At 65.9% G+C, this 14,368-nt stretch carries 14 protein-coding genes; 8 read left to right on the top strand and 6 right to left on the bottom strand.

Going from position 1 to position 14,368, the window contains the following annotated elements:
* Positions 1-95: 95 nt before the first annotated feature.
* Together FHT98_RS07885 and FHT98_RS07880 are read right to left on the bottom strand one after the other, a co-directional pair.
* The gene (locus tag FHT98_RS07885) at positions 96-401 is read right to left on the bottom strand and encodes a hypothetical protein (protein ID WP_061970542.1); all 306 of its coding nucleotides are present in this window, start codon (positions 399-401) and stop codon (positions 96-98) included.
* Between the two features lie 89 nt (positions 402-490).
* Positions 491-1,579 (bottom strand): hypothetical protein, encoded by a 1,089-nt coding sequence (locus tag FHT98_RS07880; protein ID WP_142113528.1) that lies wholly within the window; start codon positions 1,577-1,579, stop codon positions 491-493.
* Between the two features lie 478 nt (positions 1,580-2,057).
* On the opposite strand from FHT98_RS07880, the gene FHT98_RS07875 reads away from it, so the two are divergent.
* Both FHT98_RS07875 and FHT98_RS07870 read left to right on the top strand, forming a co-directional pair.
* Positions 2,058-3,092 carry an aspartate-semialdehyde dehydrogenase gene (locus tag FHT98_RS07875; protein WP_061970545.1) on the top strand — a complete coding sequence of 345 codons (1,035 nt, stop codon included), beginning with the start codon at positions 2,058-2,060 and terminating at the stop codon, positions 3,090-3,092.
* 179 nt (positions 3,093-3,271) lie between these two features.
* On the top strand, positions 3,272-4,171 hold the full coding sequence (locus FHT98_RS07870) for a DMT family transporter (protein ID WP_061970546.1): 900 nt from the start codon (positions 3,272-3,274) through the stop codon (positions 4,169-4,171).
* An 11-nt stretch (positions 4,172-4,182) separates the two neighbouring features.
* Here FHT98_RS07870 and FHT98_RS07865 read toward each other — a convergent pair whose 3' ends face one another.
* Complete coding sequence (locus FHT98_RS07865; RefSeq protein ID WP_248309166.1) at positions 4,183-4,851, bottom strand: TetR/AcrR family transcriptional regulator; 669 nt, start codon at positions 4,849-4,851, stop codon at positions 4,183-4,185.
* A 144-nt stretch (positions 4,852-4,995) separates the two neighbouring features.
* Between FHT98_RS07865 and FHT98_RS07860 the strand changes: the two genes are divergently transcribed.
* The 5 genes from FHT98_RS07860 to bfr all read left to right on the top strand — a co-directional run bounded on the left by FHT98_RS07860 (position 4,996) and on the right by bfr (position 9,489).
* Complete coding sequence (locus FHT98_RS07860) at positions 4,996-6,195, top strand: HlyD family secretion protein (protein WP_142113523.1); 1,200 nt, start codon at positions 4,996-4,998, stop codon at positions 6,193-6,195.
* Positions 6,196-6,239: 44 nt separating this feature from the next.
* Positions 6,240-7,829 carry a DHA2 family efflux MFS transporter permease subunit gene (locus FHT98_RS07855; RefSeq protein WP_142113521.1) on the top strand — a complete coding sequence of 530 codons (1,590 nt, stop codon included), beginning with the start codon at positions 6,240-6,242 and terminating at the stop codon, positions 7,827-7,829.
* Between the two features lie 229 nt (positions 7,830-8,058).
* Positions 8,059-8,592 (top strand): iron response transcriptional regulator IrrA, encoded by a 534-nt coding sequence (gene irrA / locus FHT98_RS07850; protein WP_091856807.1) that lies wholly within the window; start codon positions 8,059-8,061, stop codon positions 8,590-8,592.
* Positions 8,589-8,876, top strand: coding sequence for a (2Fe-2S)-binding protein (locus FHT98_RS07845; protein ID WP_061970554.1), 288 nt, complete (start codon positions 8,589-8,591; stop codon positions 8,874-8,876). Before irrA ends, FHT98_RS07845 begins: the two co-directional genes overlap by 4 nt.
* Before the next feature lie 118 nt (positions 8,877-8,994).
* Positions 8,995-9,489, top strand: coding sequence for a bacterioferritin (gene bfr, locus FHT98_RS07840; protein WP_061970557.1), 495 nt, complete (start codon positions 8,995-8,997; stop codon positions 9,487-9,489).
* A 112-nt stretch (positions 9,490-9,601) separates the two neighbouring features.
* On the opposite strand, the gene FHT98_RS26625 is transcribed toward bfr, so the two are convergent.
* The gene (locus FHT98_RS26625; protein WP_061970559.1) at positions 9,602-10,273 is read right to left on the bottom strand and encodes a cold-shock protein; all 672 of its coding nucleotides are present in this window, start codon (positions 10,271-10,273) and stop codon (positions 9,602-9,604) included.
* Positions 10,274-10,600: 327 nt separating this feature from the next.
* On the opposite strand from FHT98_RS26625, the gene FHT98_RS07830 reads away from it, so the two are divergent.
* Positions 10,601-11,215, top strand: coding sequence for a GNAT family N-acetyltransferase (locus tag FHT98_RS07830; protein WP_142113519.1), 615 nt, complete (start codon positions 10,601-10,603; stop codon positions 11,213-11,215).
* 144 nt (positions 11,216-11,359) lie between these two features.
* Here FHT98_RS07830 and FHT98_RS07825 read toward each other — a convergent pair whose 3' ends face one another.
* Together FHT98_RS07825 and acs are read right to left on the bottom strand one after the other, a co-directional pair.
* On the bottom strand, positions 11,360-12,079 hold the full coding sequence (locus FHT98_RS07825) for an AprI/Inh family metalloprotease inhibitor (RefSeq protein ID WP_142113517.1): 720 nt from the start codon (positions 12,077-12,079) through the stop codon (positions 11,360-11,362).
* A gap of 220 nt (positions 12,080-12,299) precedes the next feature.
* The gene (gene acs / locus FHT98_RS07820) at positions 12,300-14,252 is read right to left on the bottom strand and encodes an acetate--CoA ligase (protein ID WP_142113515.1); all 1,953 of its coding nucleotides are present in this window, start codon (positions 14,250-14,252) and stop codon (positions 12,300-12,302) included.
* Positions 14,253-14,368: the final 116 nt, after the last annotated feature.

The raw sequence follows: 14,368 nt of genomic DNA, 5'->3' as shown, positions 1-14,368 counted from the left end.
AGGCGCCTTTTCCGGGAGACGGTCCCGTGTCTGCGCCGCAGCGTTTCACGTTGCAGCGCGCACGGCATGACAGGCGCCCTTAAAGATCGCGCGTATCAGAAACGCGGCGTCGCGAATGTATTCGCGAACGGGTTCGAGCCCGCGCCGACGCGGCCGGGCAGGGTGCCCTCGCCGTAGAGGTCGCCGGTGTTCACATAGATCGGCGAGGCCGACATGTGCTGGCTGGCATAGCGATTCATCGAGCCGACCGGCACCACGTTGCCCGCGTCGAGATAGCTGCGCTTCTGCACGGTGACGCGCAGCGGGCCGCGGCGGTTCTGCGCTTCGGCGATGCTCGCCATCACGGTGGAGGCCGTGACAGCGACGGCGAGGAGGGCGGCAACGCGCTTGAACGACATCATGACGGCAATCTCCGGGAGTGGGTTGATCCACTCGATGTAAGCATCGCAAATCCGGCGCAAAGACTAGCACCGCGTCGTTAACAACTTTGTTAGCGGGAACGCCGGGGCTTTTTGGCGCGACGCGGGCGAGGTTCAGCCGCGGGCTTTGCCGTTTCTCCGGTCGCAGTCTTCATCCGCAAGGCCGGCAGCGTGCCGTTCGGATCGAGCCAGGAAAGCTTTCGCCCAGTCGCCGACAGACGCTGGGGAGCGCAACCCGCCTGGCGCTGAAGCTCGCTGCGGGCGAAGGCCGCGCGCAGTTCGGGCTCGGCGCCGGCATTGGCGAGGTCGAGGCGGTCGATCAGGCAGGCGAGCTGGCGGCGGTCGCTTGGCCTTGAACCGGCGCACCACCAGCCGCTCATCGTGAAGGGAGCCTCGGATCCGACCGTTCGGAAGGCGAGGCAGGTGCGGCTCTCGGTGCCGTCGCCGAGAACGACATCCGCGGTTTCGAGCGCGCCAAAGCGGGTCTCGATCGTGGCAGGCGCACTGCTGCGCTCGACGGCGAGGCTGCGGAGCGCCGCGGCGTGAACGAGCGCGATCGTGAAGGAGCCAGAGCTGGCGGCGATGCCGTCTCCCGTCTTCAGGAGTAGCGAGAGATGCGATCCGGCCCCGGCGAAGCTGCCGAAGCTCAGCAGGTCCTCGCGCTGGCTACCGTCGCGGCTGCGGCGCGCTTCGATCGCGGGCGGCTCTCGCCCGAGTTCAGGGGCTTCGAGATTGAAGATCGCGATCGGGCGGGAGATCGCGAGCCAGTCGGCTTCCGTTGCTGCGTGCAGCGGTTTGCTGCCGAGAGCTGCATTCCGGGTCGTGGCGGCTGCCACCGGCGAAGTCAGGCTGGCGAGCTGGGGAGCGCCCTCGCCGTTTGCCGAGAGGCCTGTGACGAGCGCGGCCGTCAGGCTGATACCGCCGAGCGCTGCCGCGATGCGCCAGGCGAGGGCGCCCGGCAGGCCGAAGCCGCGGCGCGGCGCGAGGCGGCTGCCCATGCGGCAGACGGCACGGAAGCCGGCTTCGATGCGATCGGCAGACGTAATGAGAAGCGGGACGAGGTCGATCTTCTCGACCCGCGCCCATGCAGCGCGAGACAGCGTGCCGGCGCGGGACAACCCGGGCCGGAGCTGCCGCAGCAGGGGCTGAAGCCGTGACATCAATTCGTCCGAACGCAAATGCAACCGGTTACTCCCGCAGGGCGCTATGGCCACGCAATCCTCAGTCTGGCGGGCAGGCTGGACGCCGAGAGTCGCCGTCGGGTTACCGAAAAGGGGCGATCGGCCGGCAGCGTGAACAAGAGGTCAACGGGCAGGGTTAACGGGCGTAGCGGAGCTCCCCGCACGGGGGAGATTGACTTTTCGTCGCCGCGGGTGTTCTGACAGGGCGCGGTGCAAGGTTGCGCCGCCTTGCGAAGTTTTCAGCCCTTCGGGATTGGCTCTGTGACTGTCCGTCCGACGACGACGAAACTCACGACCAAAACGACGACCGGGAAAACCGGTCCGTCGCGCTGACGCTTCGCCTCGGTTCCGGGTCCATCTCCCCCCGGCGGGGAGAGATCGCCGAACCCGCCCGAAACCGGCGCGGGGCGGCCCCCAAAGGGAGACCCGAACCGTCTTATCCGCAAAGGATCACATCATGAGCTTCAAGGTCGCAGTGGTCGGCGCAACCGGCAATGTAGGCCGCGAGATGCTGGACATTCTCGCCGAGCGTGCCTTCCCCGTCGGCGAGGTCGTGGCGCTTGCCTCCTCGCGCTCGGTCGGCACCGAGGTTTCGTTCGGCGACAGGACGCTGAAGTGTCGGGCGCTGGAGCATTACGATTTCTCCGACACCGATATCTGCCTGATGTCGGCGGGCGGCGATGTCTCGAAGGCCTGGTCGCCGAAGATCGGCGCGCAGGGCGCCGTCGTCATCGACAATTCCTCGGCCTTCCGCATGCACCCGGACGTGCCGCTGATCGTGCCGGAGGTGAACGCCGCCGCCGCTGCCGGCTTCACCAAGATGAACATCATCGCCAACCCGAACTGCTCGACCGCGCAGCTCGTCGTCGCGCTGAAGCCTCTGCACGACAAGTTCGGCATCAAGCGCGTCGTCGTCTCGACCTATCAGTCGGTCTCCGGCGCCGGCAAGGAGGGCATGGACGAGCTCTTCAACCAGACCCGCGCGGTGTTCTCGGCCGGCGAGGTCACCACCAAGAAGTTCCCGAAGCGCATCTCCTTCAACCTCATCCCGCATATCGACGTCTTCATGGAGGACGGCTTCACCAAGGAAGAGTGGAAGATGGTGGTCGAGACCAAGAAGATCCTCGACAAGAAGATCAAGCTGACCGCGACCTGCGTGCGCGTGCCGGTCTTCATCGGCCATTCCGAGAGCGTCAACATCGAGTGCGAGAAGCCTATTACCGCCGACGAGGCGCGCGAGGTGCTGCGTACCGCTCCGGGCATCCTGGTGATCGATAAGCACGAGCCGGGCGGCTACATCACTCCGCATGAGGCGGCCGGCGAGGACGCGACCTATATCTCGCGCATCCGCGAGGACGCGACCGTCGAGAACGGCCTCGCCTTCTGGTGCGTCTCCGACAACCTGCGCAAGGGCGCCGCGCTGAACGCGGTGCAGATCGCCGAGGTTCTGGTCAACCGCAAGCTGATCCAGCCGCGCAAGCAGGCTGCCTGAAAACTGAAGCGCTGCCCGACCCTGTCCGAAACCCGGGCAGGGTCACCGGCAATGTCCACGCGCATGGGCGGGCGACCGTCTTTGCGTGGTGGCTATGCAAGGCAAACAGGGTAAGGCTTGGGCAATCCTGCGTGCGAACCCAGCCCTTGCCCAACGCCCCCCTTCCAGAACCGCCGGTCATGCCTCCGCAGGAAGGCAAGCCGCTGCGCATCGATAATTCCGCGCGCGGCATCGCGCTTGTGCTGCTCTCGTCGATTTTCATGTGCAGCGGCGACATCGCCTCCAAATATCTCGCGATCAGCTTGCCCGCGCTCCAGATCACCTGGATGCGCTACGGCACCTTTGCCGCGATCATGCTCGTCACCGTCTGCTTCACCGGCGGCTTCCGCCGGATGAGCACACGCCGGCCCGGCCTGCAGGTGCTGCGGGCTCTGGGCGTGACGATCTCCTCGATCCTGTTCGTGGCCGGGCTGCACGACCTGCCGATGGCGGACGCGACCGCCACCTCCTTTGTCTCGCCACTCTTCGTGACGGCGCTATCGATTCCCATCCTGGGCGAAATCGTCGGCTGGCGACGCTGGCTCGCCACGATCGTCGGGCTGGTCGGCGTGATCGTCGTGGTGCGTCCCGGCGGTGACGGCTTTCACGGCGCGTCGTTCTTCGTTCTCGGCTCGTCGTTCTTCTGGGCGTTTTCGCTGATCGTGACCCGGATGATGAGCCGCACCGAGACGCCGGTGGTGACGCTGGCCTATTCCGCCACGATCGGCTTCATCCTGCTGTCGTTGGCTGTGCCGTTCAGCTGGCAGGCGCTCGATCTCAACGCGATCCTGATTGGCGTCTTCGTCGGCGGCATCTCGACGATCGGGCATATCTTCCTGATCCAGGCCTTCCGCTATGCGGATGCTTCGCTGCTGGCACCTTTCGCCTATTCGCAACTGCTCTGGGCTTCGATCTTCGGCTATCTGGTTTTCGCAGCGATCCCGGATCTCTGGACCTATGTCGGCGCTGCGATCATCGCGGCGTCGGGGCTCTATACCGCCCATCGCGAGCGCATCCGCGCCCGGCAGGTCGCGGGCTGAGGGCGTCGGCGTCAGCCTCGCTGCTTTGCGCCATAGCGCGCCATGAACATCGCGATCGCCTCGCCGACGACGCGGCGGATCTCGTCCTCGCTCGGGGGCGTGCGGACGGCATTGAACAGGCGCGGGCGGGTCAGGGTCGACTGGCAGAGATCGATGAACTGCACGGCGGCGAGATTGGTGTCCTCGATCGCGAGCCTGCCCTCGGCCACCATCCGGTCGAGATAGGTCGCGATCAGCTTGGCGCCCTGCATCGGACCGTTCTCGTAGAAGCCGCGGCCGAGATCGGGCATCCGCTCGGCGACGCCGATGACGACGCGATGGGCGCTGACCGCGAATTCACAATTGATCATGCGTACGAGACACTGGCCGAAATTGCCAAGCGCCCGGACCGGATCGGAATCCTCGGCGAGGGCTTCGAAGGCGCCGCGCTTCTGCGCTTCGCGCTCGCGCTCGATCAGCGCGACGAAGAGATGCTCCTTGTCCTGGAAATAGACATAGAGCGTGCTTTTCGAGACGTTCGCGGCGGCGGCGATGTCGCTCATGCTGGCCGCGTCGAAGCCGCGGGCGATGAAGACCTGGTGAGCCCCGTCGAGAATCTGCCGCCGCTTGTCAGGGTCGGCGCCGGCGACGCGGTGATTGCGCGCGACGGTCTTAACGATGGCTTCGGAGGTCTTGGTCATCATTCCCTGGCGGAAGGGGCGCTCCGCGCATGCTGCAAAAAAGAATCGAACCGATTGGTTCGATTTGACTTGATATGCATCATAGCCCGCGCTATTTCAAGCGCAATCGAACCGATTGGTTCGAATTGACATGCAGGACGCCCAATGTCTGCTGAAACCGCTACCGAACACCGCCGCGACCGGCTGAAGCTGGTCGACGCCACAGCTGAGACCGCCCAGCCGGCCGAGCCCGCCACCGCCCGCGAGGCGCAGGCGAAGAGCACGCCGGCCGAACCCGCCGACGGCAAGGCAAAATCCGGAAAGAACCCGTTGAAGCGCGGCGCATTGCTCGTCGTGGCTGCGGCCGTCGTGGGAGCCGGGCTCTGGTACGGCATCGACTGGTGGCGCAATGGCCGCTTCATCGTCTCGACCGATGACGCCTATGTCGGTGCGGAGATGGCGACGGTCTCGGCCAAGCTTTCCGCCAATATCGCCTCCGTCTCCGTGCAGCAGAATCAGGAGGTCAAGGCCGGGCAGCCGCTCGTCGCGCTCGATGAGGGCGACTGGCGGATCGCGCTCGACAGTGCGCGCGCCAAGACCGCAACGGCGCAGGCGACGCTGGCGCGCATCGACAGCCAGGTCGAAGCGGCGCGCGCCGCCCAGACGCAGGCGCAGGCGCAGCAGAATTCGGCCGAGGCGGCGGTGACGCGCACGGCCGCCGATTTCGAACGCGCCAGCAGTCTCGCCGCCAAGTCCTACGGCTCGCAGGCGACGCTCGATGCCGCGACGGCGGGTCGCGATCAAGCCGTCGCCGCGCTTGCGAGCGCCAAGGCCGGTGTCCTGCAGGCGCAGGCGAACATCAAGGTTCTGGAAGCACAGCGCATCGAGGCCGCTCGCCAGATCGACGAGTTGAAGGTCGCCGAGCAGAAGGCCGAGCGCGATCTTTCCTTCATGAAGATCGCCGCGCCGATCGACGGCGTCGTCGCCAATACCAACGTCCAGATCGGCGACCTCGTCGGGGCCGGCAAGCGCCTGATGTCGATCGTCCCGCTCGACCAGGTCTATGTCGACGCCAATTTCAAGGAGACCCAGGTCGGGCCGCTCAAGACCGGCGACAAGGCGAGCATCACCGTCGATGCGTTGCCGGGGCAGGTCTTCCACGGCACGGTCAGCGGCATCGCCGGTGGCACGGGCTCGGTCTTCACGCTGCTGCCGCCCGACAACGCGACCGGCAACTTCACCAAGATCGTGCAGCGCGTGCCGGTGCGCATCGCGCTCGACAAGGACTCGACCGCGAAGCATGTGCTGCGGCCCGGCATGTCGGTCGTGGTCTCGATCGATCCGCGGCCGGCCGCCCAGCGCTGATGCAGCGCGCACGGGAAGACAACCCCGAGGAAAGGTAGGCCGACATGGCCACCGCGACCCTGACTGCGCCGGCGGGAGCGCCGCCGGCTTCGGATGCCATTCCGCTGCGCCGGATCTTCGCCTTCATGGCGATGGTCTTCGGCATGTTCATGGCGATCCTCGACATCCAGATCGTCTCGGCCTCGCTGGCGGAGATCCAGGCCGGCCTGTCCGCCTCGTCCGACGAGGTCGCCTGGGTCCAGACCGCCTATCTGATCGCCGAGGTGATCATGATCCCGCTCTCCGGCTATCTCAGCCGGGCGCTGTCGACGCGGGTGTTCTTCTCGATCGCGGCGGCGGGTTTCACCATCGCCAGCGTGCTCTGCGCCCAGGCCACCTCGATCAACGAGATGATCCTGTGGCGGGCGGTGCAGGGCTTCATCGGCGGCGGCATGATTCCCGGCGTGTTCGCCGCCGCCTTCACCATCTTCCCGCCGTCGAAGCGGCCGATCATCTCGCCGCTGATCGGGCTCGTCGCGACCTTGGCGCCGACGATCGGCCCGACGGTCGGCGGCTATCTCAGCCATGCCTTCTCCTGGCATTGGCTCTTCCTGGTCAATGTCGTGCCCGGCATCGGCGTGACGATCGCAGCCTGGACGCTGATCGATTTCGACAAGCCCGATCACAGCCTGATCAAGCGCTTCGACTGGCTGGGGCTCGCCGCCATGGCCGCCTTTCTCGGCAGCCTCGAATATGTGCTGGAGGAGGGGACGCGGCTCGACTGGTTCCAGAGCCACGAGATCGTGCTCTTCTCGATCGTCATGGTCGCGGGCGCGGTGCTGTTCTTCTGGCGGGCGCTGACGCGGGACGATCCGCTGGTCGATCTCTACGCCTTCCGAAACCGCAACTTCGCCTTCGGCTCGCTGTTCTCCTTCACCATGGGCATCGGCCTCTACGGGCTGACCTATCTCTACCCGGTCTATCTCGGGCGCATCCGCGGCTATGACGCGCTGATGATCGGCGAGACGATGTTCGTCACCGGCCTCGCCATGTTCTTCACGGCGCCGATCGCCGGGCGGCTTTCCGCCAAGCTCGACCCGCGCATCATGATGATGATCGGCTTCGGCGGCTTCGCGGTCGGCACCTGGTGGGCGTCCTTCATCACGTCGGACTGGGATTTCTACGAGCTCCTGGTGCCGCAGATCCTGCGCGGCTGCTCGTTGATGCTGTGCATGGTGCCGATCAACAACGTCGCGCTGGGCTCGCTGCCCCCGCAGCAGCTCAAGAATGCATCCGGGCTCTACAATCTCACCCGGAACCTCGGCGGCGCGGTCGGGCTCGCGGTCATCAACACCATGCTGAATACCCGCACCGACCTGCACATCACCCGGCTGCACGAAATGGTGGTCGCCGGGCGTGGGGTGGCGGAGGAAGCGATCGCCAATACCGCGCAGCGCTTCATCGACTACGGCGACGCCGCGCAGACCATGGCGCTGGCCCTGATCAACCAGCGCGTCCACAAGCAGGCGCTGGTCATGGCCTTCGGCGACGTCTTTCTCGGGCTGACTGCGATCTTCGGGAGCCTCGTCCTGATGTCGCTGTTCCTGAGCAAGCCGCCGAAGCCTGTTGCGGGCGCCGGAGGCGGCGGGCACTAGACCGGCCCTGCGATCCGCTGCGGCTTTCGCCGGAGCTGCCTTTGCCCTCATGCGCTCACCGCGCATCAGGCCCGGGGCGATCACGCCGATGTGCTGTGGGCGCTGCCCGATGTCGCAGGCGTGCTGATTGACATTCGGCCGATGCTTTGCCAAATATGATAGTAATATCAGTAGTTTAGATGATTTCTAAACTGCATGGCCGGCGACCGGCGTAGTGGAAGGCGTTACGATGAGCGTTCTGGCGAGCAAGGATCACGATCACAGGCCTGTGGTGGCCGATCATATCCCGTGGCCGCAGAAAAACCCGACGAGCTGCCCGATCAGCGCCGTGAAGGCGCGGCTGCGGACGGCGGGCCTGAGGCCGACGCGCCAGCGCATGGCGCTGGGCTGGCTGCTCTTCGCCAAGGGCGACCGGCATGTCAGCGCCGAGATGCTCTATGAGGAAGCGCTGCGGGCGCGCGAGCCGCTTTCGCTCGCGACCGTCTACAACACGCTGCGCCAGTTCTCGGAAGCCGGCCTGCTGCGCCAGGTCTCGGTCTCCGGCCCGAAGACCTTCTTCGACACCAACGTGTCGGAGCACCATCATTTCTACAACGAGGACGACGAGACCGTCACCGATATCCCGGGCTCGATGATCCAGGTCGCCGGCCTGCCGGACGCGCCGGAAGGCATGGTGATCTCTTCGGTCGAGGTCATCGTCCGCCTGCGCAGTGCCGATGGCGAGGAGATCGAGACCAAGCGGGTGGTGGGCCACCACGCGTGATCGTCTGCTCCTGCAACGTTCTGTCCTGCGGCCAGATCAAGGGGACCGTCGCTGCTGATGGCAGCGGCCCCCGGACGGCCGGCGAGGTCTATGACTGCCTGGGCTGCAGCCCGGATTGCGGCCGTTGCGCGCGCGAGGTTCGGGCTATCCTGGCCGAGGCCCGCGCAGTTTGCGCGACGCAATGCGGCAGCTGCGCCAGCCGTGAGATCGAATGCGCGGTCCATGTCTCGGTCGGACATATGTTCGACGGGATCGAACTCGCCCAGGAGAGCGTCGCGGCCTGAGGCCGGCGCCGCGCACGGGCTTCGATCAAAAGCGCCGAGATCGCTTTTTGCCTCTTCCCTTCTGCAAGGGCCGTGTCTACATTAGGATCATTCTAATGTGGATCGCGGAGTGCACGCCATGAAGGGCGACAAGAAGGTCATCGAGTATCTCAACAAGGGGCTGCGCTCGGAGCTCACCGCCATCAACCAGTACTGGCTGCATTACCGCATGCTGGACAACTGGGGCCTGAAGGAGATGGCCAAGACCTGGAAGAAGGAATCGATCGAAGAGATGGTCCATGCCGATCGCTTCGTCGACCGCATCCTCTTCCTCGAAGGCTTCCCGAACCTGCAGACGCTCGACCAGCTGCGCATCGGCGAGACCGTCACGGAAGTGATCGAGTGCGACCTCAAGGCCGAGCTCGAGGCGCGCACGCTCTATCAGGAAGCGGCGAAATACTGCCGCGAGGTCGGCGATTTCCCGTCCGAGGACCTGTTCAAGGCCCTGATGAAGGACGAGGAAGGCCATATCGACTTCCTGGAGACCCAGCTCGACCTGATCTCGCGCGTGGGCATCGAGCTCTACACCCAGAAGCATATCGGCGGCCTGGAAGGCGATGACCACGACCATTGAGTCGAGCCCGAGGCGTGCCGCTTCGGCGGCGCGCCTTCGGCAGATCATGCTGTCCCAAAAGAAAAGGCCCGCCGGTTGGCGGGCCTTTGTTATTTCGGCAGAGGCGCTAGCGTCAGATGAAGCTGACGTCGGCCGCTTCCGGGCCTTTGCGGCCGGTGCGGATCGAGAAGCGCACGCGCTGCCCGTCCATCGGCGGCTGCAAGCCGCTGCGGCCGAGCGAGGACACGTGCAGGAACACGTCCGGGCCGCCCTTGTCCGGCGCGATGAAGCCGAAGCCGCGATCCGAGTTGAAGAACTTCACGGCGCCATCATAGGGGCCTTCGACCGGGCCGCTGTCGCGATCCTGGAAGCCGCCGCCACGCGGGCCGCGATCACCGCCGCCGAAGCCGCCGCGATCGTTATAGCCGCCGCGGTCGCCACCGTAGCCGCCGCGATCCCGGTCGCCATAGCCGCCACCGCCGAAATCATCGCGCGGAGGACGGGGCGAGAAGGCGCGGGGAGCCGGCGCGGTCTGCGTCGCCGTGGAGGCGTCGATCTCATGGATCGCGACGACCTGAAGGCCGCGGCGACCTTCGCCGAGATCGGCGACGATGGTGGCGCCGGGCAGCAGGTCTTGCTGGTCCAGCGGGCCGATGGCCGAGACATGCAGGAAGACATCGCCCGAACCATCGGAGGGCGATGCGAAACCGAACCCCTTCTCGGGGTCGAACCACTTGACCTTGGCTTCGATGTTTTCGTGCGTGACGAAGGGCTGGGCAGCGGGAGGCTTGCGACGATCGAACATGGATCTTCAAATATGAGTGACCGGGAGCACGCAACTTAGCTCATGCCGGGCGCGCCGTCATCGGGGTCACCACGAAATTATTGCACGTCGTATGACGCGGTTACAGCGGTTTTCCTCCCCCGTCCCCAAGGTCGGTATTCGGCTTTCGTTATGCTTCCTTTGCATGCGTCGGTCCATTTCTGGCCAGATTCTTCGGGCAAGCCGGCGAAAATGCCGCAGGTAGCGCTCTTGCCATCGGGGGCTGCCGGTACGATGTGACATGCGAGTTAGGGAAGACACGCCTCCTGGTCGGTAAGCGCGACACATGCGCTGCTCAGGAGATGACAATTGGTTCGTTCGCGACAATCCGGCAAGAAGGCCGGCGATGGCGTGATCCGGCGGCTATGGCCGACGGAGCGCGATCTTTTCAGAGAGCATCTGCTCAGGCTCGACCCCGTCACGCGCCAGCAACGCTTCGGCACGGCTGTGAATGACGCGTTCCTCGAGAACTATGCCAGGACGACCTTCGGCGTCGGCGGCCTGGTCTATGCCTATGTCGTCGACGGTGTGGTGCGCGGCGCGGCCGAGTTGCGCGGTCTCGACGAGATTATCGCGCTGACCGGTGAGGCTGCCTTCAGCGTCGAGACGCCGTGGCGGCGTCGCGGCGTCGGTGGGCAGTTGTTCGGGCGGCTGATCACGGCCGCGCGCAATCGCGGGGTCCGGACGCTCTACCTGACCTGCCTGCCGGAAAATCTGGCGATGCGCCGGCTTGCGGCGAAGTTCGAGGCCGATCTCGTCGGCGGCTATGCCGATGTCGAGGGCGTGATCGCGACCGGAGCACCGACGCCTTTCACGATCCTCGACGAGGCGCTCGACAATGCGAAGGGCTTCGCGACGATGGCGCTGTCGATCCAGAAGAGCTTCTGGCCGAGCACATTGCTCGCGCGGACCTTCGGTGCGTGAGGGACAGATCTGCGGCGGAGGCGACGATCCAATGATCGTCGTGCTCGCCCTCGTAGCGGGCATCCACGTCTTGAACAGCGATCTTCATCGATGAAGGCGCGGATGGTCGGGACAAGCCCGACCATGACGTGATCGATTTGGTGATTACCGGTTCAGCGACAGCGAGGCACCGGATTTGGTGACGGCGCCGTCGAGCGCGCCGGAGCCGGAGCTGCGCAGCCGGGCCGCGACCGCGCCGCCCTGCTGGTAGAGATAGACCTCGCCATCCCGGAAATCCCAGGCCGAGATCTTCTGAAGATCCTTGTTGGCGCAGCCGGACGAGGAGGCACGGTAGAGATCGAGCGTCGGCGTGCTCGACAATTGCACGCGGCAGGAGCCGCCCGTCGCCTCGCGGGCCGTCCAGCCGCCGACCATGCTGTTGCGGCTGGCGGATGGGCGCGGCGCCGCTGCCGGGCTCTGGCCGAGGCCGGCGACCTGATTGTCGCTGCCGCGCAGGCCCGGATCCTGCGTCGGCTGGCCGGTCGGGGGAAGGGGCTGGCCTTGCGGCGCGCCGCCGGCATTGGGGTCGAAGAACGGGTCCTGGGGCGCAGGCAAGGCCCCGCCACCCTGCGGACCGCCTGCAACGGGGTAGCCGCCTGGCTGGGGCGCCGCGGGATAGCCGCCCGGCGGCGGCAGTGGCTCCGACGTGATCGGAGCAGAGCTCACCGGCGGAGCCGAGGGCAGCACGGGCTGGCTGTAGGAGGGCGGGTTCATCACCGGCCCGGTGAAGCGCTGCGAGCCGGCGCAGGCCGTCAGCGCCAGCAAGGGGAGCAGGGCGGCCGCGCGGGTCAGGGTGGCGGTCGATGCGATCTTGATCGTCGTCATGCGGCGCGGGTTCCGATCTCGGTCAGCCGAACGTTGCGTCATTATCAGGAAACGCGATGAACGCGGCATGAGCATGGTCTAGCGCAGGCCTGCCACATTGCGAACCCTTGATGTCGACCCGGGTTCCTGCGCGCCGGGCCGGAACTTTACGAAAATGGCCCGCCCCGGGAGGTGCAGGCCATTTTCAGTGTGGTGCCGGGAGAACAGCGGCTCGCGCGAATCAGCCCGCCTTGCGCTTGTTCTGGCGGTTCTCGACGAGATCGTCGACGACGGCGGGATCGGCCAGCGTCGAGGTATCGCCGAGCGCGCCGTACTCGTCCTCGGCGATCTTGCGCAGGATGCGGCGCATGATCTTGCCGGAGCGGGTCTTGGGCAGGCCGGGCGCGAACTGGATCAGGTCGGGCGAGGCGATCGGGCCGATCTCCTTGCGGACATAGGCGACGAGGTCCTTGCGCAACGTGTCGGTCGGCGCCTCGCCGGCCATCAGCGTGACATAGGCGTAGATGCCCTGGCCCTTGATGTCGTGGGGATAGCCGACGACCGCGGCCTCCGAGACCGACGGGTGCGCGACCAGCGCCGATTCGACCTCGGCCGTGCCCATGCGGTGGCCGGAGACGTTGATGACGTCGTCGACGCGGCCGGTGATCCAGTAATAGCCGTCGGCATCGCGCCGACAGCCGTCGCCGGTGAAGTACTTGTTCGGGTAGGTCGCGAAATAGGTCTCCTCGAAGCGCTTGTGATCGCCATAGACCGTGCGCATCTGGCCGGGCCAGCTCTCGGCGATGACGAGATTGCCCTCGCAGGCGCCTTCCAGCACCTTGCCCTCGGGATCGACGATCTCCGGCTTGATGCCGAAGAACGGCCGCGTCGCCGAGCCGGGCTTGAGCTGGGTGGCGCCAGGCAGCGGCGAGATCAGGATGCCGCCGGTCTCGGTCTGCCACCAGGTATCGACGATCGGGCAGCGGCGCTCGCCGACGACGCGGTGATACCACTCCCAGGCTTCCGGATTGATCGGCTCGCCGACCGAGCCGAGCAGGCGCAGCGACTTGCGCTTGGTCTTCTTCACCGGCTCCTCGCCGGCGCCCATCAGCGAGCGGATCGCGGTGGGCGCGGTGTAGAAGGTGTTGACCTTGTGCTTGTCGATGACCTCCCAGAAGCGCGAGATCGTCGGATAGGTCGGGATGCCCTCGAACATCAGCGTGGTCGCGCCGTTGGCGAGCGGCCCATAGAGGATGTAGCTGTGGCCGGTGACCCAGCCGACATCGGCCGTGCACCAGTAGATGTCGCCGTCATGGTAGTCGAAGACGTACTGGTGGGTGATCGCGGTGTAGACGAGATAACCGGCGGTGGTGTGCAGCACGCCCTTCGGCTTGCCGGTCGAGCCCGAAGTGTAGAGCAGGAAGAGCGGGTCCTCCGCCTTCATCTCGACGGCCGGGCAGTGGCCGGAGACCTTGGCCGCCTCGTCATGGTACCAGCGGTCGCGGCCTTCCTTCATCGTGATGTTGCCGCCGGTGCGCTTGACGACGATGACGGTCTCGATGCCGCCCTTCACCTTGTCGTCGGCGGTGTCGACGTTCTTCTTGAGCGGGACGGCGCGGCCCCCGCGCAGGCCTTCATCGGCGGTGATCACGATCTTCGAATCGGAATCCTCGATGCGGCTCGCCAGCGAATCCGGGGAGAAGCCGCCGAACACCACCGAATGGATGGCACCGATGCGGGCGCAGGCCAGCATCGCATAGGCCGCCTCGGGGATCATCGGCAGGTAGATGGTGACGCGGTCGCCCTTCTTGACGCCGTTGGCCTTGAGGACGTTCGCGAACTTGCAGACCTCGGTGTAGAGCTGGCCGTAGGTGATCTTCTTCGACTCGCTCGGATCGTCGCCTTCCCAGATGATCGCCGTCTGCTTGGCGCGGGTCGCGAGATGCCGGTCGATGCAGTTATGGGCGACGTTGGTGGTGCCGTCCTCATACCATTTGATCGAGACCTTGCCCGGCTTGTAGCTGGCGTTCCTGACCTTGGTATAGGGCTTGAACCAGTCGATGCGCTGGCCCTGCTCGCCCCAGAACTTGTCGGGGTCCTTGATCGAGGCCGCGTACATCTTCTTGTACTTGGCGTCGGTCGCCCAGGCCTTCTTCGACCAGGAGGTCGGGACGTCGTAGATGATCTCGGACATTCGGGCGTCTCCCCAGACTTGGGCGGTCTGTGTTGCGCTGGTCCGCCTCATGGTCAGGCGCGGCGGACGTCGCTTCTTCGATTTCGACGCATCATAGGATGCGAACGCGCCGCGGC

It is taken from the genome of Allobosea sp. AK1, from assembly GCF_006714945.1.
Taxonomy (GTDB): Bacteria; Pseudomonadota; Alphaproteobacteria; order Rhizobiales; family Beijerinckiaceae; genus Allobosea; species Allobosea robiniae.
Note: the sequence above shows the minus strand (reverse complement) of the source record. Positions and strands in the feature narration are given on the sequence as shown.